The following is a 22,465-nucleotide window of genomic DNA, read 5'->3' on the forward strand; positions in this document are numbered from 1 at the left end:
AGCTCATTATAGGGCAATTTCCTACACAAGCAAGTGCTTTTAACGCACACCAATCATGACTGTTTCATTTTTATGCACCAAATTGGTTCATTTTTCTACCAATTTTTACATAAGTTCATAATATTCCAAAGAAAATACAAACAAAATATTTATATTTTATTTTTCACTTACTTTTTCACGCTTGGTGTTTTAAGGGTCACACTGTTGATTTTTACGGCTGTTTTAGGAACGTCCTGATGCATGCCATAGTTTTGAGTAGGCACTTGAGCGATCTTATCGACTACTTCCATACCTTTTGTGACCCGGCCAAATACTGCATATCCAGCATTTCTTGGTGAACGATCCAGAAAACTGTTATCTACCAAGTTAATAAAGAACTGCGCTTTCGCCGAATTAGGGTCGTTGGTACGTGCCATGGCCAAAGTGCCACGTTTGTTTTGCAAACCATTATCTGATTCATTCTTGATTGAAGCTTTATTATTGGCTTTTTCCTGCATGTTGAGATCAAAGCCTCCGCCCTGAATCATGAAACCAGGAATGACCCGATGGAAAATGGTTCCTGTATAGAAGTTGCTTTTGACATATTCTTCAAAGTTTTTCACCGTAATCGGTGCTTTGTCATTAAAGAGTTCAATTTCGATATTACCGGATGAGGTCTTCATCTCGATCAGGGTATTGGCAGCAAAACTTGGCAAGCTAAATGCGATCAACGCGATAGCAGATAATGATTTTTTTAACATTTTTTAACTCATCTACTGATAAAGAAAGGTTGAGATTCACAACATATTAATCTTTCATGACTAATAATGCAGTGACCTGCCGACTAAAGACAAGAGAATAATAATGAGCCATGCATTACTACAGGAGAAAAGCGTCCATCAATTTCCGCCCTGGCATTTGCAGGGGGAGGGTTTTATTCTAAATTACTGGATTACCCCTCATTTCATTCGTGAATTTCAAAGTTTTCGGATTGCGCCATCTCCACTCGGCCGTGTCGTTCAGGTTCTATTAGTGCGCTATCATCATTCTCCTGTGGGTCCTTATGATGAATTGCTCATTATGGATCATCCTTTAATTAGCAGACGGCGTCTTTCGACTATTCCGAAAATTTATGTCTCTACTCATGAATCTATTGTGCATGGTCAGCACTTGTGGGGTATTCCTAAAGAATATGCAGAGTTTGACTGGCAAGAACAGGGACAGGAAACGATTTGCCGCATTACTTATCGTGAGCAAAGCATGACGCTTCGTCTTAAAAAACCTAAATCTCCTCGTTCTTTCTATTTAAATAGTCATCATCTTCCAAGCTCCATGCTAAAAATCCGGCAAACCTGGAAATCCCAGCATTATCAGTTTAGCCCTCAATTCCGGGGTTATTTATCCAAGCTCATTCAAGCAGAGTGGCAAGATACTCAGGATATATTCCCAGATTTTTCTAAAGCTAAATATTTACAAAGCTTTTATGTACCTAAATTTAATTTAGTCTTTCCAGAAGCCAAGATCCATAAAAAATAAAAAAGGTGTTTCACGTGAAACACCTTTTTTACATCTATTTTTGAATCAGATCTTTTTATCCAGGAATTTACGGAAATTCTTGCTGAGTTCAATAACCTGCTTTTTCGAACGTTTATGAATTGGGGTCAGATTGATAAAACCGTGTGCCTGATCCGTATATTCCTGATAGTACACTCGCACCCCATTCTCACGTAACTTCAGTGCATAGATTGAACCCTCATCATGCAACACATCATGACGGGCAGTAATCACATAGGCAGGCGGCAGATTTTTCAGTTCACCATAGGTCGGTGAAATCAGCGGATCGTCCAGTTCGACCTGATGTGTTTCAGCATATAGCTTGGTCACCAGATCAATATCCTGAGCTGAAAGTACCAGGCCCTGGTTATAGGCATAAAAAGAAGGATGGCGGCTTTTAAAATCGACAGCCGGGTAAAGCAATAACTGTGCGCGAGGTGCATAGATTTTATCGGCACTCCGCTGCGCAACCACTGCCGCCAGATTTCCACCTGCACTATCCCCTGCCACTACAATCTGGTTTTTATAGATTTTCAGCTGCTTAATGTTTTGATGTACCCAAGCCAGAGCATCTTCACAGACCTGTACCATCTGCAAAGGACTGTATTCGGGCGTTAGCGGATAAGCCACGCTGAGTACCTGCACCTTGGCATGCACCGCCAATAAACGGCAGAACTCATCATGCGTATCCAGACCACCCACTATAAATGCACCACCATGATAGAAAATGACCATCGGCAATTTTTTTTGTGGTGCCGGATGATAATGTCGGGCAAAGATAGTGCCATTTTGCAATGGCAGACGCAGATCCTCGACTGCCTTGACCGGCGTCGGTTTCGCCTGAATAGCTTTCATGCGTTCATCAAACAGTTGACGTGATCGCACCGCATCTTCACTAATAAAACCGTGCTGTCCCTGTTTGATCTGAATCGCCATCAAGCATTTTATATAAGGATCCAAATCAGGATAGTCATAAGGATAATCCAATGCTTTTACCAGACGTTCTTGTGCAAAGCTCGGCAGGCAATCCAGCAAGCGTGCTGCAGTGCCCTGCCCCTTATCCATTACAAATTTTGTGACCGGATTATTCACACCCATGAGTTTTCATCCTTTTCCCATAATTCTTCATTTTTTCTACATGATTAGGGTTTTAGTGACCATATTCTTATATAAGTCTTAATATCAATGTACATAGATCATCTGCCAAATACGCTAACCTGAATTTAATCAGATGTCATTGACAGTTTAAGTGAGATTTTTACAGCACTTTTGCGACTTTGATGTAGAAGTCTGTATAAAAGGAGATAGCTTATGGCGATAAGAATAATAACGGTATCCTTAGCCACTGCATTTTTAGCCGTAGGCTGTGTGGCTTTTCCTGATGATGGTTATTATGACGGACGTTATGACCGTCGCGATCGAGGTTATGACTATCGTTATGATCAAGACCGCCGCTATGACCGGCAACGCTGGGAATATGAACAGCAACGTAAGAGGCTGGAACTGGAACGTCGCAAAAATATTCAGCAGCGTAACTGGGAACAGGAACGGCGTCGGCAAATAGAACTGGACCGTCGTAAAACTCAACTGGAACGACAACGTCTGGAACAGCAACGCAAAAATCTGAGTAACCAGCGTCAGAAACAGGCGCAGGCTGAACGTAAACGTCGCCAGCAACTGGAACAACATAAAAAAGTGGCAGAACAGCAGCGTAAACGGGTTCAAAAAAACCGCTCCAATAATCCACACTGGAATGATCAGCGACGTAAACAGGAACAGCAGCGACCACGTAATCGTCGTGATTAAGTAAAATATAAATGAAAAGAGAAGCTCTGATTTAATCAGAGCTTTTTTATGGGCGCAGTTTTATGGTTTTGATCTCATTCCAGTTATTTTCTTTGAATAGAAGAAATGTTTTCACTCAGTATAGTCTTGATGAAGATGATCTCATTTTATAGGTCGAAAACCGTAGCAAATTTCAGGCAAAAAAAAGGCTTATCTAGAGAAAAGATAAGCCACGAAAACACATTTCTAAAAAGAGAAGAAACTACAGCGATAGAATCTGAAATGAATAATATAGCGTTGTTCATTTTTTGTGTAATACTTTATTGCTTAGTTATTAATCGCTTTTATGTCTAAAAAATAATCTGGACAAAAAAAAGCCGGACCATGTGTGAGGGATCCGACTGGAAAAAACAGTTTAAAAAAATAAGGCAACAGTAACCTGGTTCAGCTCTCTCCTCAGAACAAGGCCGCTGTTAATGACGCTATGATGCACCGGTTCTAAAAATATTTAAAACAGATAAAAATTATTATTTCTATCTAAAAATACGATGCTACATTTATGAAAGTCATTAAATCCAAATAAATCCTAAAATTAATCTGTACTTGTGCTTGAATTTTTTGCCCCTGCCCCGATTTCTTTAAATAATTAAAAATTTCAATCATGGCAGTTCAGTATTAACGCAGTTAACTCTGACGCCCAAGGACTGTACATGTTTAAAAACCCATTTAAACGGAGTAAATCAATGGCAACTGAGCAGAACGAACAAGCTCAAGATCTTGAGCAAGAGCAAGCGACACAAGAGGTAGAGCAAACTCAAGCTGAACCTGAGCAAGTAGAAGTTACCGTTGAATCTTTACAAGAGCAGATTGCACAACTTGAAGGTGACTTAAAGTTAGAAAAAGCACGCACTGCCAATGCAGTTTACGAAGCACAAAAAAGTGTAGAACGTATTCAGCGTGAATCAGAAAAGCATAAAGACACTGTGCTGGAAAAGTTCTCTAAAGAGCTGCTAGATACAGTGGATAACTTGGAGCGCGCGATTGTTGCTGCAGGGGAAGAACAGGGCCCGTTACGTGAAGGCGTAGAACTGACCCTGAAAGCGTTGCTCAATACACTAGAGAAATTTGGTGTAGTCGCAGTTGATACCGCAAATGGTTTTAATGCTGAATTGCATCAGGCAGTCGGTATTGATCCAAATGCCAAATCTAATGAAATCGGTACAGTCTTGCAAAAAGGCTATGCCCTCAATGGTCGTTTATTACGTCCTGCAATGGTCATGGTTGGCGCTTAAGCTAAATAAATCGGGAGTTTGTGAAATTTTTTCTAAAAATTTACTTGAAAAAAATTGAACGGCTCTCATATCGGATAACAAGTGTAAATCACAAAAAAATTTTTGAGGAAACATCCAAATGGCTAAAATCATTGGTATTGACTTAGGTACTACAAACTCATGTGTTGCAGTACTTGAAGGCGACAAAGTTAAAGTTATCGAAAACGCTGAAGGCGCACGTACAACTCCATCTATTATTGCGTACAAAGATGGTGAGATCCTTGTTGGTCAATCAGCTAAACGCCAAGCGGTAACTAACCCTAAAAACACATTATTCGCGATCAAACGTCTGATCGGTCGTCGTTATGAAGACCAAGCGGTACAAAAAGATATCGGTCTGGTTCCTTACAAAATCCTGAAAGCTGACAATGGCGATGCTTGGGTTGAAGTAAACGACAAGAAACTTGCTCCACAACAGATCTCTGCAGAAGTTCTGAAAAAAATGAAGAAAACTGCAGAAGACTACCTGGGTGAAACAGTCACTGAAGCGGTGATTACTGTTCCTGCTTACTTCAACGATGCGCAACGTCAAGCAACTAAGGATGCAGGTAAAATTGCAGGCCTAGAAGTTAAACGTATCATCAACGAACCAACTGCTGCGGCGCTTGCGTTCGGTATGGACAAGAAAGAAGGCGACCGTAAAGTTGCAGTTTACGACTTGGGTGGTGGTACTTTCGACGTTTCAATCATTGAGATTGCGGATCTTGATGGCGACCAGCAAATCGAAGTGTTATCAACTAACGGTGACACCTTCCTGGGTGGTGAAGACTTCGATAACGCATTGATCGACTACCTGGTTGAAGAGTTCAAGAAAGAACAAAACGTGAACTTGAAGAACGATCCACTTGCGTTACAACGTCTGAAAGAAGCAGCTGAAAAAGCAAAAATCGAGCTTTCTTCTTCTAACGCAACTGAAATCAACCTTCCATACATCACTGCAGATGCGACTGGTCCTAAACACTTAGTGATTAACGTAACTCGTGCAAAACTTGAAGGTTTGGTTGCTGATCTTGTAGCTCGTACCATTGAGCCTTGTAAGATTGCGCTGAAAGATGCTGGTCTTTCAACTTCTGATATCTCTGACGTAATCCTGGTAGGCGGTCAGTCTCGTATGCCGCTTGTACAACAAAAAGTACAAGAATTCTTCGGTCGTGAGCCACGTAAAGACGTGAACCCGGACGAAGCAGTCGCAATGGGTGCTGCGATCCAAGGTGCGGTATTGTCTGGTGATAAAACTGACGTACTTCTTCTTGACGTAACTCCGTTGACACTTGGTATTGAAACCATGGGTGGCGTGTTGACTCCAATCATTGAGAAAAACACGACGATTCCTGCGAAGAAATCTCAGGTGTTCTCAACTGCTGCGGACAACCAGCCTGCTGTAGACATTTCAGTTTACCAAGGTGAACGTAAAATGGCTCAACAGAACAAATTGTTGGGTAACTTCCAGTTAGGTGACATCCCACCTGCTCCACGTGGTGTGCCACAAATTGAAGTATCGTTCGACATCAACGCAGATGGTATCTTGAAAGTATCTGCGAAAGATAAGAGCACTGGTAAAGAGCAATCTATCCAGATCAAAGCAAACTCAGGTTTGTCTGATGCTGAAATCGAAGCAATGATCAAAGATGCTGAAGCGAATGCTGAAGAAGACCGTAAGTTCGAAGAGCTTGCAAAAGCACGTAACGAAGCGGATGCGCTAGTTTCTTCTGCTCAAAAAGCAGTAAAAGATCTTGGCGAACAAGTGACTGCTGACGAAAAAACTGCAATCGAAACTGCGGTTTCTGAGTTAGAAGCGTCTACGAAAGAAAATGATGTTGAAGCAATCAAAGCGAAAACTGAAGCATTGCAAAACATTATTATGCCGATCACTCAACGTGCTTATGAAGCAGCTCAAGGCCAAGGCGGTGCACAAGGTTTCGATCCTAATGCATTCCAAGGCGGCGAAGGCCAAGCCCAAAAAGCAGATGACGGCGTAGTTGATGCTGAATTCACTGAAGTAAAAGATGATAAAAAATAATTTGTCACTTTGAGAAAAAGACCGCATTTTATGCGGTCTTTTTTTTGTTCAATACATAGGCAATAGAATCTTTTTTAATTAAACTATAATGAAATAAATAACTTAAAAATAAAAACGTATGCAGAATTTTGTTAAGCTTTTTCTTCTGGCTTCCGGGCTTGCGATCATGCTGCTCTACCCGATGGGCAATCTGCTTCTGATCTTACCGCCGAATGTGGTACTCGCGCCTTTTAATTACCTGCAAACTTTCGGAATTGAAGCTTCTTTTTCCTTGGGTTTCCTGATTGCTATCATTGTATTACTGATCCTGGCTGTACCTCAGCGTTACCCTTCCGGAAAAGGTTTTATCATTCTAGCTATTGGATTGCTGAGCTATATTATTTTCCAGATCTTTAAATCTGAAATCACGCTGTATGCCTTTAATCACCAAACCAGACATTCCTATAACCTGAAATATTTAATTGAATTTATGATCTTCTTATTGAATGGTATAGGCCTTGGTTTTATCTATCATTCCAATATGCCAAGACAGATTGAACAGTGGAAAGGTAAAAAATCATAATCTGACCTGAACAGAACCGTGCATAAGCACGGTTTTTTATTGCCACTTTTTATCGCTCTGACGCTAGGATTTTTCTGGTTTTTTAGCTACATTGAGCCAAACAATATTTAAAAAAACACTATGCGTCTTTTAAGCTTTCTGGGGATTGTCGTTTTCATTGTGTCACTGTTTTTGTATCTACAAACCAAGACCCATCCACAATTAAAATTTAATTCCCTGGCTGACCGTTTGACCCATCCTTTTGATACGCGCCTACGTTTCCGGATTGACCAAGTCGATCCCGGTTTTGGCTTGACCCGTGATGAGGTCATTCAATTAAGTCAGGAAGCTATTCAGATCTGGCATGAAGGAACCAATCGCGATGATCTGATGGTCTATGATGAGAATGCTCAGCTGGCCATTCAACTGATTTATGATCAACGCCAACAGGACTATGAAGCCTTTAAAAAGGTTGAAAAAAAGTTACTTGCCGATGAAGCCAGATATCAGCGTGAAGTCAGCAATCTGCAAGTTTCACAGAAAAATCTGGAAGATCAGCAGCAACGACTGATCCAGCAAAAAAGTCAGCTTGAGTTTGAATTTCAAACTTTATTGCAACGCCGTCAACAAGCCAGCTCATCTGCCGAGCGTGAACAGCTTCAGTATGAGATGGAAATGCTCAAGCCTAAACTGGAAAGTTTTAAGCGCGAATATGCCTATCTTCAGGAACAGCTATCTTCATTTAATCAGCAAGTTTCTGTTCATCAAAACAGTGTGCAAAGCCATCAGCGAAATATCCAGCAGGCCCAGCAGCGTTTTCCCCCACGCCAGTTTCATAAGGGTATTTTTATGGGAGATAAGATCCAGATTTACCAGTTTGATGCCAAAGATGATTTACGTTTAACTTTGGCACATGAGCTGGGCCATGCCTTGGGTCTCTATCATCATAATGATCCGGAAGCCTTAATGTATCCTGTATTGGGTGAACAGAATCTGCAAGATTTCAAACTACGCCCGGCAGACAAGACCCTATTGTATACCCGATAACATTCAGGTTTTAATTCCCTATATTATTTATGTGTTTAGGCTAGTAAAAATACAACTTGGTTTCATTTCATGTTATTGTGAAGAACAGTAGGACGTCTTAGGCCAACTTTCTTGGAGATTCATGTGAGTTACTACCATATTTTAATTGAAGTAAATGACCACATTAGTACGATTGATGAAACCCGTGATATCGAGATCTTTGATATCGAGGATATTCAACCTTATCTTCATTCAATTTTGCTGCCTTATTTCAATGAACAGCTGATCGAGCTGGATGATGAAAATCTTGAATTTAAGGATATTTTGCATCTGCAAGTGAAACAGACTTTGTTACCGATCAATGACTTGATTGAGGAAGAACAGCGTCTGTTGCCGAGTGATACGGACATTACCATTACAGCCTACGAGATATTTAATAACCGCGAACTGAGTCAGGATGTCACTACAGTGATTTTTGACCTGCTTGAAGCGGTCAAACTGGAAAGTTAAGCTTTCTTCAGATATAAAAAAGTCCTCATATGAGGACTTTTTTATTCAACTTGATAGGTATTAGATCGAGAATGAAGATCCACAACCACAGGTCGTGGTCGCATTCGGGTTTTGTACCACAAAACGTGAACCTTCCAGACCTTCAACATAGTCAACCACTGAACCGACCAGATATTGATAGCTTAGAGAATCGACCAGCATTTTGACATCGCCATTGACGAATTCTGCATCATCTTCATTTTGGCTTTCCGCAAAGTTAAAGCCATAAGAGAAACCTGAACAGCCGCCACCGGTGACATACACACGGAGCATTAAGTCTTGGTTACCTTCACTGTCACGCAACTGGCGTACTTTATTTGCGGCATTGTCGGTGAGCACAAGCGCTTGAGCATTCATGGCGGATTCCTCTGTTGAATGGAATGTCTTTAAAAAGAAAAGACCATATTTCAAGTATAACACACTCAATATATGGTCAGTCTGTACAGATTAAAAGTCAAATCAGAGTAATTTTATCAGGATTGTTTATAGTTCTCATCCTGTAATGCACATTCGAAGTTTTTCGGATTCTGCTTGCAGCGGAATTGCCAGAGTAACTTCATCATACGTTTGTCATAAATACCGCGTTTGGTCAGATCAATCCGCGAATCACGCATCAGCTTTTGGTAACCCGGCTTATCTGCTTCAGGAATATCCATCCAGTATTTAGATGGAATATCTGCCTTCATTTTACCTAAAATACCAAAAGCACGTGGTAACTGGCTCTTCACCCATTCACGTGATTTTTGTCCATATCCGGCCGGGAATTTATCTGGACGAATAATGATATTACCAGTGACCTGCAATACCGGATAATTCACAATGGCACCCTTGCTGCCCAAACCTTTATGCAGCTCTAGCGGTTTAAATACGGCAGCAGGCGCACCAATAATATCGACCTGGCCATTGTTAAATTTAGAGCCAAAGTTGGTCACATCGGCGCTGACTGCCTGTGCACCCACTTGTTGAACCATGATTTTTTGTGCTTCGTCATAGTCAAGTACAGCAATTTTTTTACCTGCTGCTTTCGCAACTGTATTAATGCTTCGGTCATTGACCATCAGGAAGGCATCGCCTACCGGAATCACTCCTGCGACTTCATACTTGCCTTGAACCATGAGCTTGGCAAAGGTCGGACTCGCCAGGCCTTGCATAACTTTTACCGCCAGGTTCAGATCAGGAATTGCACCAATCGCATCGAGTGAACCAGTAAAACGGTTGAACTGACGGCCACGCATACCAGTGACACTGATCCCGTCACATTTACCAGCTTTAAAATCTTCTGCGACGACGGCTTCATTGGTATTTACCCTGAGCTCGATATCAGCGCCCCAGTTTTTTGCGGCCAGCTGATAGTCTTTCATTACGGCATAGACGTCACCATTTTTGCCGACCAGATCGAATACACATACCACCTGTTTTGCCTGAGCCAGACCTGAAACTGCCGCGAGTACTGCACCTACAGCCAGGGCTTTCCATCCTCTCTGCATCATTTTGCTTTCCTTGATTGCCTTGTTTTTGTTATCTGCTTTAAGTGCTACATGTTATTGTTTTTTATACTAAACATGAAAGCATTATTTTTAATCAGCTTAACCGCTTTGCCGTGATCTGCAATGGCAGATCTGACTTTGTTTAATATAAAAAAAGCTTAGATAAATCTAAGCTTTTTTCCTTAAAAATCAAATTATTCGCCAGAAAGTGAACATTCAAAGTTGGCCTTATCGACAGAGCAACGCGCACGTTTCAGTACCGACATCATGCTGGCATCATAGATTCCACGCTTGGTCATATCCATACGCCCTTCACGTAATAGCTTCTGGTACTTGGTTTTATCTTCTGCACTCAGATTCAGCTTATATTTCGCCGGAATACCGGCTTCCAGACGATTGATCATTGCCATGCTCTTAGGCAGATTTTTAATGAACCAGTCACGAGACTTCTGGCCAAAACCAGCCGGGAATTTCTCTGGACGGATCACAAAATCAGAGGTGACATGCAGTACCGGGAAGTTAAACATGGCACCGCTATTGCCCAAACCTTTATAGATTTCGAGTGGCTTGTACGCATACGCCGGTGCGCCTACCATATCGACCTGACCATTATTAAACTTAGCCACGAAGTTAGATACATCAGATACTACGGCCTGTGCACCTACACGTTGAACCATGATTTTTTGCGCATCATCATAGCCCAGTACGGCGAACTTCTTACCTGCCGCTTTTTCAATAGAGTTGATATTTTTGTCACGTACAAAGATAAAAGCTGAACCCAGTGGCGCAATCCCGGCCACCTCATATTTTTTACCGCCCATGGTCGTAACCATTTTAGCCGCATTACGCTTATCTAAAGCGAAGCTAATCGCACGCTGTGCAATGGCATTACTTGGAGCACCGCCTAAGGCATCGATTGAACCGGCAAACTTGTTGTATTGGCGGGCACGCATGGCAGTCATGAATACGCCATCACATTTGCCAGCCTTAAAGTCATTGTCAGCGACGGCTTCATCCTGACGGGCGATCAGATTAATATCTGCGCCCCAGCCTTTTGCTGCCAGTGCCCATTCCTGAGCCATCTGGAAAGACTCGCCAGATTTACCAAGTAGGTCAAACACACAGATATCGACCTTTTCTGCATGTGCTACACCTGCAAAACCAAATGCAGAAAATGCAGCCAATGATAAGAGTGTTTTTTTCATTTTAGTTATCCTTTGAAATCTTGTTGTTAGCTGAGTGTCCGTACACGCGTCAAATATTAAGCAAATTTATTTCAAAAAAATAGAGCATTTACTCCAGATAAAAGCGGCTTTTTGGCCTATAAAGATAAATCAGTTTTTCTTGATTTCTTTTATCTTATTTTTTTATAAATATATCAGCATCTTAATATTTTAGCTTAGCTACTTTGAATTACATTTCATTCGCTGTAGTTACAAAGATATACATGATTTTAAAACTATTCACCACTAATTGAGCATTCGAAATTGGTTCTTTCCACAGTACAGCGTGCCCGTTTTAATACCGTCATCATGCCAGCATCATAGATGCCCTGTTTGGTTAAATCCATACGCCCTTCACGCAGAATTTTCTGATAACTGACCTGTTCCTCACGACTCAGGTTCAGAACATATTTACGCGGGATTTCTGCTTCCATCCGTTTTACCATCGCGAAGCTGCGTGGTAACTGCTTAACAAACCATTGTCGGGAATTGGCTGCAAACTGTTCCGGAAATTTATCCGGTCGAATAATCAGATCTGCCGTGACATTGACCACCGGAAAGTTAATCATGGCTCCTTTTTGGCCCAGTCCTTTAGTCACTTCGAGAGGTTTAAAGGCATAAGCGGGCGCTGCCACAATATCCACTTCACCCTGATTAAATTTACGGATGAAATTGGAAATTTCCGAATTTACCGGTACAGCTTCTACCCGGTTCACCATAATGGTTTGGGCATAGTCATAATGCAGCACAGCAAACTTCTTGCCCTTAATATGTTCCAGCTTGTTCATATTACGATCACGGACAAAGATATAAGCAGGACCAATCTGGCCAATACCGGCTACTTCAAATTTTTCCTTGCCAATCTGAGTGGTCATGCGCTTGGTATTACGCTTATCCAGCACATAACTCACCGCTTTCATGGCAATGTCATTATTAGGAACGCCGCCAATGGCATCAATGGAGCCTGCAAATTTGTTATAAGCTCGCGCGCGCATGGAGGTCATATAGAAGCCATCGCATTTTCCGGCTTTGGCATCCTGATCGACTTTGGCTTCATCCTGATAAGCAATCAATTGAACCGTAGCCCCCCACTGCTTGCTGGCTAATGTCCATTCTTCCAGCAGTTTGAAGGATTCACCCGATTTTCCCAGTAAATCAAATACACAGACATTGACTGGGGCAGCATGTGCACTCGAAGCCCATAGGCCCAGTGCAGATAAAATTAAAAATCCTTTTTTCATTTTTATTCTACTCAATATTATTATGAGCCTTGATGGCTCTATCTTTCGGTTTTTAAACAAAATAGAGTATTTACTCAAAACATAGTTCATCATATATGAATCTATAAATTTTTAAAGCCTGAACAGGATAAACTGCAACGAAGATTTTTTGTTTTCTCTCGGCTTTCCATTAGAATAGCGGCATTCTCTTTTGCCCTTGTTAGTAAGTTCAATGATTCAGTTAGACCAAGTTTCGTTACGCCGTGGTGGGCGAGTGTTATTTCAAAAAGCCTCCATGCAGCTTCATCCCGGCTGGAAAATTGGTTTAACCGGCGTGAATGGTGCAGGAAAATCCACCCTGTTTGCGGCTCTTTTAGGTGAGCTCAGTGCAGATGAGGGCTCGCTAACCCGTCCATCCGTTTGGACCGTAGCGCATATGGCTCAGGAAATTAAAGCCCTAGATATGCCAGCCATTGATTTTGTTCTGTCAGGCGATGAAGAGTATTGGGATATACAGGCTAAACTAGCGCATACGGAACAGCTTTCTGATGCAGAACTGGCACAGCTACATGGCCGTTTTGACGAGATTCATGGCTATTCCGCTCCCTCTAAAGCAGCACAGTTAATGGCTGGTTTAGGCTTTATGGATCATCAGATTCGCCTGGATGTTTCCAGCTTTTCAGGCGGTTGGCGGATGCGTTTGAATTTGGCCCGTACCCTGATGAGCCGTTCAGACTTGCTATTACTCGATGAACCGACCAACCACTTGGATCTAGATGCGATCTTGTGGCTGGAAGACTGGTTAAAGGCGTATGAAGGCACTTTAGTGCTAATTTCGCATGACCGTGATTTTCTGGATGCCGTGACGGATCATATTCTGCATATCGAAAATCAGGAACTCACCCTCTATACCGGTAATTATTCAACTTTTGAAGTGACCCGTAGCGAGCGTCTGGCGCAACAGCAACAGGCCTTTGAGAAACAGCAAGAAGCCCGAGCACATTTACAAAAATTTATTGACCGTTTCAAAGCCAAAGCAACTAAAGCACGTCAGGCCCAAAGCCGGATCAAAATGCTGGAGCGTATGCAGGATCTCGCCCCTGCTCATGTAGATACGCCTTTTACCTTCAGTTTCCGTGAACCGACCAAAATGAGTTCACCACTTCTGGCCTTGGAACAGGCGGAAATTGGTTATGGCGATAAATCGATTGCCAGCAAAATTAACCTGCAAATCACCCCAAATTCTCGCATTGGTTTACTGGGAATGAATGGTGCGGGTAAATCAACCCTAATCAAAACCTTAGTCGGAGATTTGCCCTTATTAAATGGTCAACGTAAAGCCTCAGAATTACTCAATATTGGTTATTTTGCTCAACACCAGATGGATGCTTTGGATGCTAATGCCAGCCCAATGCTACAACTGGCGCGCATCGCCGATCCAAAAATCAGTGAAGCTTCTTTACGCTCTTTCCTCGGCAGTTTCGGTTTTAGCGGTGAGCGCATGGATACCCCATGTGAGAGTTTCTCTGGGGGTGAACGTGCACGTTTGGCCTTGGCTTTAATTGTTTGGCAGCGTCCAAATGTACTGATTCTGGATGAACCGACAAACCATCTGGATCTGGATATGCGCCATGCCCTGACTATGGCTTTGCAGGATTTTGAAGGTGCGGTGGTACTCGTTTCGCATGAACGTCAATTGATTGCGACAGTATGTGATGAATTGCTGTTAGTACATGCCGGACGTTGTACCGAATTTGAGGGTGATTTGCAGGACTATGCCAAATGGTTACGTGAAGCGCGTCAACAGCAGATCAATGCACAGAATGCCTTAGCCAAAGCACAGGTAGTAGAAACAGAAGCTAAACCTGTGGTGGTAGCCAAAGTAGATAAGGAAGCACAGCGCAAACTGGCCGCTCAGCGTCGTGAGCAGACTCGTCCGATTCGCAAGAATATCGAAAAATGCGAAGCGCAAATTGACAAGTTACAACCGCGTCTGGCAGAAATTGAAGAATTGCTGGCAGATAGCGCTTTATATGAAGCTGCACGTAAAGATGACTTGCTGAAACTTATGAACGAGCAAACTGAACTGAAACAGAAACTGGAAACTGCCGAAGAGCAAATGCTAGAACTGATGATGGAGCTAGAAAGTTTGGAGCAATCTTTTCAGGAAGGTTAAGTTTTAAACCTTGATTCAAATCTTAGAGATTAGCTGCAACTGGAGCTAATCTCTTTTTTATACTTTTTATATATTGCTCTCTCCATCTTTTCCCTGATTTTTTTATCGAAACCGTTTTTTGACATATTTTGTAGTGAATTACGCAAATCCTATATAAGTTTATTTTTTAAACACCCGGATGTCTTATTTCATACATTAATTTACAGCGATTTCTTGACCCATAAGGCTCTAATAAAAGTGTTTTTTATTTTTGGCAGCCTTGATACGAGTCTGTTTAATGTTGAACTAGAGAGAGGAAATCCGCATGCGTGCTCTTACCTATCATGGTGCTCGGGATGTACGAGTTGAATCCGTTCCAGATCCAGTGATTCAGGAACCAGATGACGTCATTTTAAGGGTGACAGCGACTGCCATCTGTGGCTCAGATCTGCATCTATACCGGGGTAAAATCCCGGCCACTGAAGATGGCGATATTTTCGGCCATGAATTTATGGGAATTGTAGAAGAAGTCGGCCCTGAAGTCACAGAAGTCAAAAAAGGCGACCGGGTAATTATTCCTTTCGTGATTGCATGTGGTCACTGTTTTTTCTGTGAACATGAACTGATGGCTGCCTGTGAAAATACCAATACTGGCCGTGGTGCAATTATCAATAAGAAACAAATTCCACCAGGTGCGGCTCTGTTTGGTTATAGCCATTTATATGGCGGTGTACCAGGCGGACAGGCTGAATATGTTCGTGTGCCTAAAGGTAATGTGGGCCCATTTAAAGTGCCAGGATCATTACCGGATGAAAAAGTCCTGTTTCTGACTGATATCTTGCCTACTGCATGGCAGGCTGTAACCAATGCCCAGGTCACTCGCGGCTCCAGTGTTGCGATTTATGGTGCTGGTCCAGTTGGTTTACTGTCGGCTGCCTGCGCACGTATGCTGGGTGCCGAACAGATCTTTATGGTCGATCACCACCCTTACCGTCTGCGTTTCGCCCATCAAACTTATGGTGCAATTCCAGTGAATTTTGATGAAGTCGATGCAGCTGAATATATTATTCAAAATACTGCCGGTCATCGTGGTGTTGATGCCGTCATTGATGCGATTGGTTTCGAGGCCAAAGGCAGTTTGCTTGAAACTGTGATGACGAATCTAAAAATTGAAGGTTCGAGCGGCTTTGCCCTACGTCAATGTATCGCCGCAGTACGCCGTGGTGGTGTGGTGAGTGTGCCAGGTGTATATGCTGGTCCAATTCATGGCTTCCTGTTTGGTGATGCCTTTGATAAAGGATTGACCTTTAAAATGGGTCAAACGCATGTGCATAAATTCCTGCCACAATTACTTGAATATGTAGAAAATGGCCAGCTGTCTCCAGAAGTGATTATCACCCATCGCATGAAACTGGAAGAAGCTGCTGAAGGCTATCGTATTTTCGATAAACGTGAAGAAGACTGCCGCAAGATTATTCTGACCCCATAAATACAATCATTAAAAAATAGAAAGCGCCGTTAGGCGCTTTTTTTATTTTTGATCACCATTTTATAAACCGTATTTTTTTCTATTTTCAGTTTCTAAAAGCTCAGATCTATTGCCTGTTTATCAAATGAACTGGCACTAGGTCACGTGATGATCCAGCTTAAAGAAACTAAGCTATAGAAGTAAAAGTTAGAAAAATCTATAAGCCTATGATTCAGTAATAAAAAATTGAAAGTTCACTTGATTATTAAATTAATTGTGTAGTTTCACTACAGTGAAGATTTTTATAATTAAAATATGTTCCACGCTTATTGTTAATTAAATCTACAATATCAATATAAACCATTAATTTTTAAGTTATTTATATAATTTACCATTAAAAACAGATAAAAACTCACCTGAACTGGTTGCCGTTAAAGAACATAGAAGATATGGCTCCAAGTAGTCTTTTAAATTCAAAAACCCATTTTAAATTTAAAAACACTTATCCACAAGATAGAGAAATTAAATTTAAATTTAAATTTAAAAAATTAAGAGATAAGAAAGACAATATAACTTGTGGATAAATACTATCTTATTCACATAAAAAAATATGGATAACTTTGCAGTTATCCACACGATTGATCAAGGTTCAAACAAAATTTAAAACAACACTATTCAAATATTTTTAGAAAATTTCGAAGTAACTTAATAAATCATTGGAACTTTAGGATTTCAAAAATCTAAGTTCTAGAATTTTCCATTCATCCTCTAGCTTCCAGATCTCCTGAAGACGCTGTTTATTATTTTCCAGTCCAATCAAGATCCGGCATTCGGTCTGATCTTCATTGTACTCGTATTCTTCATATTCTATATCTGGCTTCAACGGTTTCCATACGCCATTTTGTACCGCATGAGCAATCCGGTCATAACGCAGATAACTACTTTCTACACGACCTTCCTGTTCAAAAACCACCTGAAAGTCCTGATGTTCATAGTGGCGCAGCATATCATAGTCGCCACTGTAGAATGCATTGGCCCAGATCTCACGTATTTCTTCAAGCTGGCTATCCATGGATAAACCTCTTTATAAATAAGACTTGATTCTACTGAACCAGGCTTTTTTGAAACCTAATATCAGCGGATCATTGGTCTAAAAACTGCTTAGATTAAAATTATTCTAAACAGTTCATCCGGCATTAATAGAAAATTTACGTAAAAAAAGCGCCTTAAAAGGCGCTTTTTCGTTTCGATTTATTCCAATGGATCAGGTATCAATATCAGCATTCAAGGCATTTTCTTCAATGAAGGCACGACGTGGTTCCACATCATCCCCCATCAGACAAGAGAACATGCGGTCTGCTTCAATTGCATCCTGCACCGTCACTTGTAGCATGTTACGGTTTTCCGGATCCATCGTAGTTTCCCACAGCTGGTCCGCGTTCATCTCACCCAGACCTTTATAACGCTGGATCATCATGCCGCGGCGAGAGTCTTGCAGAATGTGCTGCCAAACCTGATGGAAACTGCTGACCTGAATCTTGCGCTCACCTTTCTGTAAATAAGCACCCTCTTCAAGCAGCGTGAACCAGCTTTTCGAATTTTTCAGTAAACGTGCATATTCACTTGAGCTGAGCAGGCTAGCATCTAGCAGGTAATGATGCGGCAGGTTATGCACATAAATTGTAATCCGTGGTAACCAGCTTTCTACGATCTGGCCATCAACATCTTTTTCAAAACGTTCCAGACTCAATTCAGGACGTAAACTTGGCTGGATTTTTTCAATCGCTGCACGCAGGTCTTCACCCCAAGTTTCTACATAAGCCTTATCTTCCAACTGATCCAGCTTGAATGCTTCCAGTGAAATCAACGCATCCAGCAAGCTTGCAGGATAACGTACAGTTAAACGTGCCAAACTCTTTTGTGAAGTTTGATAATCAGTAATCACATTGGCCAGAGCTTCCCCACGAATCGCAGGGGCATCAGCACTGATATGCAGTTCCAGCTCATCAATCGCATTCGAAATCAGGTAAGTTTCCAGTGCATCATTGTCCTTGATGTACTGTTCCTGTTTGCCTTTTTTCAGCTTGTACAATGGTGGCTGCGCAATATAGATATGACCACGCTCGACCAGTTCCGGCATTTGACGGAAGAAGAAGGTCAACAGCAACGTACGAATGTGTGAACCATCCACGTCAGCATCGGTCATGATGATGATTTTGTGATAACGCAGCTTGTCCGGGTTATATTCTTCACGACCAATCCCACAGCCGAGTGCCGTAATCAGCGTGCCCACTTCTGCAGAAGAAATCATACGGTCAAAGCGGGCACGTTCCACGTTCAGGATCTTACCTTTTAGCGGCAGAATTGCCTGCATCTTACGGTTACGGCCCTGTTTTGCAGAACCGCCCGCAGAGTCACCTTCGACCAAGTACAGTTCAGATAAAGCTGGATCTTTCTCTTGGCAATCCGCCAGTTTACCTGGAAGACCGGCGATATCCAGCGCGCTCTTACGACGGGTCATTTCACGGGCTTTACGCGCCGCATCACGGGCACGCGCTGCATCAATGATCTTGCCTGCAATTGATTTAGCCGCCTGTGGATTCTCTAACAGATATTCAGAGAATGCCTTGTTCATGGCCTGCTCAACGGCAGATTTCACTTCACTCGACACCAGTTTTTCTTTGGTTTGTGAAGAGAATTTCGGATCAGGCACTTTTACTGACACAATCGCAGTCAAACCTTCACGCGCATCATCACCTGAAACCACAACTTTTTCTTTTTTCAGGATATTTTCACTGTCCATGTAGTTATTTAAACCACGGGTCAGTGCTGCACGGAAACCGGCTAAGTGAGTACCGCCATCCTTTTGCGGGATGTTATTGGTAAAGCAGCGTACATTTTCCTGATAAGAATCATTCCATTGCAGTGCAACTTCCACACCAATGCCATTTTCTGCCTGAGTAGTGAAATGGAAAATGTCATTCAGGTGAGTTTTACCCTGATTGATGTACTTAACAAACTCAGCCAAACCGCCTTCATAGTCAAAAATGTATTCGGCATTGATACGTTCGTCACGTAATACGATTCGTACACCTGCATTCAGGAAAGACAGTTCACGTAAACGACGTGCCAGAATGTCGACATTAAAAATGGTTTGGCTAAAGGTTTCAGCACTTGGCCAGAAACGCACGCGAGTACCGGTCTTATCGGTCTCACCCACCACTTTTAACGGGAATTGTGGATCACCATGACGGTATTCCTGTTCATGGATTTTACCGGCACGATGAATAGTTAATTCCAGTTTTTCTGACAACGCATTTACTACGGATACACCTACACCGTGCAGACCGCCAGAAACTTTATAGCTGTTATCATCAAACTTACCGCCAGCATGCAGAATGGTTAGAATCACTTCTGCAGCAGACACGCCTTCTTCAGGGTGAATGTCGGTCGGAATACCACGGCCATTGTCTGATACTGAAACTGATTCATCTTCATGAATAGTCACTAAAATTTCATCACAGTGACCTGCCAGCGCCTCATCAATCGAGTTATCTACGACCTCGAAGACCATGTGGTGTAAGCCGGTACCATCGTCTGTATCACCAATGTACATGCCTGGACGCTTACGTACTGCGTCTAAACCACGTAATACCTTGATGCTAGAGGAATCATAAGCTTTTTCAGTGGTTTGTTCTGTTTGAGAAGCAGCTTGATCTTCTGAACTCATGGTTTCTCCCTAGTGAAATATAGGTTTATCCAAAGATAGGTAAAAATTTAAAAACTATTGCACAACAACTTGAACTGTACCGTTTTCAACATTGAATAACTGATATGAGATAGACAGATCATGTAGGTGCTTTTGTACTGATTCATGGTCTAAAGTGGTAATAAAAACTTGACTACCAAGCTGGCTCAATCGCTCAATTAAACGTTGTTGTGCGGTTAAATCTAATTCTGCTGTCACATCATCTAATAATACCACAGTTTCCTTATTACAAGAATGCAGCATTGCGATTTGCGACAGTTTAAGTGCCATCATTAAAAGCTTTTTTTGTCCACGGGACAGGATCACATCAGCATCCCCCAAAGGGGTCTTGATACGCAAATCTGCGCGATGTGGACCATATTCGGTATAGCGTCGTTCCACATCTTTATCATGATGATTGGTCAGGTCATTCAGCAGGCCGTTTTCGCTGTGAAAGCCAGGGCTGTATTCCAGAGAAATCTCCAGATCAGGCAGTAGATGCTTGAGATCATCCTCAAAAAATGGCTTCCACTGTTCCACGATGCCGACACGCTGGGAGTGCAAAATCTCGCCATACTCACTCAGCATCTGGTTCCACGGTTCCAGATCAGACAAACTTAGAAAACGTTTGGATTTAAGCAGGCTGTTCCGCTGTTTTAAGGCTCGTGAATAATATTGCCAGGCATGATAAAACTCTGGTTCCACGTGGAACATTAACCAGTCCAATAACTGACGACGTGGTTTGGCGCCATGATCGATAATATCGGTACTTTGTGGATCAAGCAGTTGTAAGGGCAACATTTTAGCAAGCTGGCCTTGAGTCGCAATCGCATCGCCATTAACCTTAATCAGCTGTTCCCCGCTGGCCATTTTTTGCATGCCGACTTTTTCAGTTTCCGATTGGGCGAACACAATCGCATCCGAGGCGCCATGCTGAATGTAATTTTTCGGGATATGGGTACGAAAGGAGCGTCCTGTGGCCAGTAAATGAATGGCTTCCAGTACTGAAGTCTTGCCTGAACCATTCTGGCCATAAAAAACATTAAACGGTTGCAATCCCTGGAGTGCAACCGTTTTTAAGTTTCGTACACGTTCAATATGAAGACGCGTAATATGCATAGCGTTGGCTTAACTCAGCTGTCGCTTAGACACGCATTGGCATCACGACATAAGTCTGATCGGTATGAGATGGATCCTGAACCAGCACAGACTGATTCGCTTCAGTCATGGTCATCGATACATCTTCACCGTCCAGTACCCCTAGCACTTCAATCAGGTATTGCGCATTGAATGACATTTCCAGTGGTGCATCTGCATACTGGATGGCCAGATCTTCAATCGCCTCATCCTGTTCCGGGTTATTGGCACGAAGTTGTAATGAACCGGCATTAAAGTTCAGGAATACGCCACGTAGTTTTTCATTACTCAAAATAGCCACGCGTTGTAAAGATTGCTTAAACACGTCATGCGCAATAATCACATTCTTGTCGCCACCACGTGGAATCACACGGCGGTAGTCCGGGAATTTACCGTCAATCAGTTTCGTGGTGAAACGAACTGTAATATCAGCCTGATCCTTATCACGGCTGGCCATACGAATGGTCACATTCAATAATTCACGGCCAATCAGCAGAGAAAGCTGCTCATCTTCAACGCTTAATAAACGTTGCAATTCAGCGACCGCCTTACGTGGAACAATGGCTTGAATCGCTTGAGTTGCTGTCGATTGTGCTGCTGTTTCACACAGTGCCAAGCGGTGGCCATCTGTCGTTACCGCACGAAGCTGATTGGCATCAATTTCAAGTAAAGTACCGGTCAGGTAGAAACGCACATCCTGCACTGCCATTGCGAAAGCCGTTTTTTCAAACAGACGCTTTAATTCGCGCTGAGTCACAGTCACTTGCGTGCCTTGGGTATTTTCAGTATTCAGTAATGGATAGTCATCCGCAGGTAAAGTACCGAGCACAAAACGACTATTTCCAGATTTCAGGATACAACGCTGGTCATCGGTAATTTGCAGATCAATCAGGGCTGCTGATGGCAGAGATTTACAGATATCAATCAGCTTACGTGCTGGAACAGTGGTTTCACCCGCTTGCAAGCATGCACCTTCAGACAACTGTGTGCTGGCAACCAGTTCCACTTCCAGATCCGAACCAGTAACGGTTAAAGCTTCAGCAGTCACCTGGATTTTCAGGTTTGAAAGAATATTTAAGGTATGGCGACGTTCAACCGCTCCTACGACATGTGAGAGAACATTCAGTAAGCTTTCTTTCGCGATTTTTAAACGCACGGTACATTCCTCTAAAGCTGAAGATTAATAAGATAAAAGTTGAATTTTTAGCAGTTAACTATGCGGCAAAACAGGCCGCATAGCAA

19 protein-coding genes are annotated in these 22,465 nt (G+C 42.4%); 9 read left to right on the top strand and 10 right to left on the bottom strand.

The features are described from left to right. Positions 1-167: 167 nt before the first annotated feature. Complete coding sequence (locus FTU03_RS11525; RefSeq protein WP_179993067.1) at positions 168-740, bottom strand: peptidylprolyl isomerase; 573 nt, start codon at positions 738-740, stop codon at positions 168-170. 103 nt (positions 741-843) lie between these two features. Here FTU03_RS11525 and FTU03_RS11530 point away from each other — a divergent pair, with 103 nt between their 5' ends. Beyond that, positions 844-1,515 (top strand): acetoacetate decarboxylase family protein, encoded by a 672-nt coding sequence (locus FTU03_RS11530; RefSeq protein ID WP_179993066.1) that lies wholly within the window; start codon positions 844-846, stop codon positions 1,513-1,515. 45 nt (positions 1,516-1,560) lie between these two features. On the opposite strand, the gene FTU03_RS11535 is transcribed toward FTU03_RS11530, so the two are convergent. Next, positions 1,561-2,631, bottom strand: coding sequence for an alpha/beta hydrolase (locus FTU03_RS11535; protein ID WP_179993065.1), 1,071 nt, complete (start codon positions 2,629-2,631; stop codon positions 1,561-1,563). A gap of 213 nt (positions 2,632-2,844) precedes the next feature. Here FTU03_RS11535 and FTU03_RS11540 point away from each other — a divergent pair, with 213 nt between their 5' ends. The 6 genes from FTU03_RS11540 to FTU03_RS11565 all read left to right on the top strand — a co-directional run bounded on the left by FTU03_RS11540 (position 2,845) and on the right by FTU03_RS11565 (position 8,746). Next, positions 2,845-3,339, top strand: a complete 495-nt coding sequence (locus FTU03_RS11540; RefSeq protein ID WP_179993064.1) for a hypothetical protein — start codon at positions 2,845-2,847, stop codon at positions 3,337-3,339. A 722-nt stretch (positions 3,340-4,061) separates the two neighbouring features. Next, on the top strand, positions 4,062-4,610 hold the full coding sequence (gene grpE / locus FTU03_RS11545) for a nucleotide exchange factor GrpE (protein WP_166138659.1): 549 nt from the start codon (positions 4,062-4,064) through the stop codon (positions 4,608-4,610). Between the two features lie 118 nt (positions 4,611-4,728). Then, a complete protein-coding gene (gene dnaK / locus FTU03_RS11550; RefSeq protein WP_104426786.1) occupies positions 4,729-6,669 on the top strand; it encodes a molecular chaperone DnaK in 1,941 nt (646 codons plus the stop codon). A 166-nt stretch (positions 6,670-6,835) separates the two neighbouring features. Beyond that, positions 6,836-7,231: a hypothetical protein gene (locus tag FTU03_RS11555; protein WP_257224163.1), complete on the top strand. Its 396-nt coding sequence runs from the start codon at positions 6,836-6,838 to the stop codon at positions 7,229-7,231. A 120-nt stretch (positions 7,232-7,351) separates the two neighbouring features. Then, on the top strand, positions 7,352-8,257 hold the full coding sequence (locus FTU03_RS11560) for a matrixin family metalloprotease (RefSeq protein ID WP_034171331.1): 906 nt from the start codon (positions 7,352-7,354) through the stop codon (positions 8,255-8,257). 111 nt (positions 8,258-8,368) lie between these two features. After that, a complete protein-coding gene (locus FTU03_RS11565; protein ID WP_162835342.1) occupies positions 8,369-8,746 on the top strand; it encodes a hypothetical protein in 378 nt (125 codons plus the stop codon). A 60-nt stretch (positions 8,747-8,806) separates the two neighbouring features. Here FTU03_RS11565 and erpA read toward each other — a convergent pair whose 3' ends face one another. The 4 genes from erpA to FTU03_RS11585 all read right to left on the bottom strand — a co-directional run bounded on the left by erpA (position 8,807) and on the right by FTU03_RS11585 (position 12,736). Continuing rightward, positions 8,807-9,142, bottom strand: a complete 336-nt coding sequence (erpA, locus tag FTU03_RS11570) for an iron-sulfur cluster insertion protein ErpA (protein ID WP_004780362.1) — start codon at positions 9,140-9,142, stop codon at positions 8,807-8,809. Between the two features lie 116 nt (positions 9,143-9,258). Then, positions 9,259-10,272, bottom strand: a complete 1,014-nt coding sequence (locus FTU03_RS11575) for a putative solute-binding protein (protein WP_179993071.1) — start codon at positions 10,270-10,272, stop codon at positions 9,259-9,261. Between the two features lie 194 nt (positions 10,273-10,466). Beyond that, positions 10,467-11,477 carry a putative solute-binding protein gene (locus tag FTU03_RS11580; RefSeq protein ID WP_004780360.1) on the bottom strand — a complete coding sequence of 337 codons (1,011 nt, stop codon included), beginning with the start codon at positions 11,475-11,477 and terminating at the stop codon, positions 10,467-10,469. A 254-nt stretch (positions 11,478-11,731) separates the two neighbouring features. After that, a complete protein-coding gene (locus tag FTU03_RS11585) occupies positions 11,732-12,736 on the bottom strand; it encodes a putative solute-binding protein (RefSeq protein ID WP_179993062.1) in 1,005 nt (334 codons plus the stop codon). A gap of 211 nt (positions 12,737-12,947) precedes the next feature. Here FTU03_RS11585 and FTU03_RS11590 point away from each other — a divergent pair, with 211 nt between their 5' ends. After that, positions 12,948-14,891 carry an ATP-binding cassette domain-containing protein gene (locus FTU03_RS11590; RefSeq protein WP_179993061.1) on the top strand — a complete coding sequence of 648 codons (1,944 nt, stop codon included), beginning with the start codon at positions 12,948-12,950 and terminating at the stop codon, positions 14,889-14,891. 304 nt (positions 14,892-15,195) lie between these two features. Beyond that, positions 15,196-16,359, top strand: coding sequence for a zinc-dependent alcohol dehydrogenase (locus FTU03_RS11595; protein WP_159124281.1), 1,164 nt, complete (start codon positions 15,196-15,198; stop codon positions 16,357-16,359). A gap of 703 nt (positions 16,360-17,062) precedes the next feature. On the opposite strand, the gene FTU03_RS11600 is transcribed toward FTU03_RS11595, so the two are convergent. From FTU03_RS11600 to dnaN, 4 genes are all read right to left on the bottom strand, one after another. Then, complete coding sequence (locus tag FTU03_RS11600; protein ID WP_179993060.1) at positions 17,063-17,410, bottom strand: hypothetical protein; 348 nt, start codon at positions 17,408-17,410, stop codon at positions 17,063-17,065. A 192-nt stretch (positions 17,411-17,602) separates the two neighbouring features. Then, positions 17,603-20,068: a DNA topoisomerase (ATP-hydrolyzing) subunit B gene (gyrB, locus tag FTU03_RS11605; protein WP_166139278.1), complete on the bottom strand. Its 2,466-nt coding sequence runs from the start codon at positions 20,066-20,068 to the stop codon at positions 17,603-17,605. Between the two features lie 54 nt (positions 20,069-20,122). Further along, entirely contained in the window at positions 20,123-21,205 is a 1,083-nt protein-coding gene (recF, locus tag FTU03_RS11610; RefSeq protein WP_179993059.1) for a DNA replication/repair protein RecF, read from the bottom strand. Between the two features lie 25 nt (positions 21,206-21,230). Further along, positions 21,231-22,379: a DNA polymerase III subunit beta gene (gene dnaN / locus FTU03_RS11615; RefSeq protein ID WP_179993058.1), complete on the bottom strand. Its 1,149-nt coding sequence runs from the start codon at positions 22,377-22,379 to the stop codon at positions 21,231-21,233. Positions 22,380-22,465: the final 86 nt, after the last annotated feature.

Origin of the sequence: Acinetobacter sp. YH12046 (assembly GCF_013419905.1) — a bacterium.
In the GTDB taxonomy this organism is placed as follows: Bacteria; Pseudomonadota; Gammaproteobacteria; order Pseudomonadales; family Moraxellaceae; genus Acinetobacter.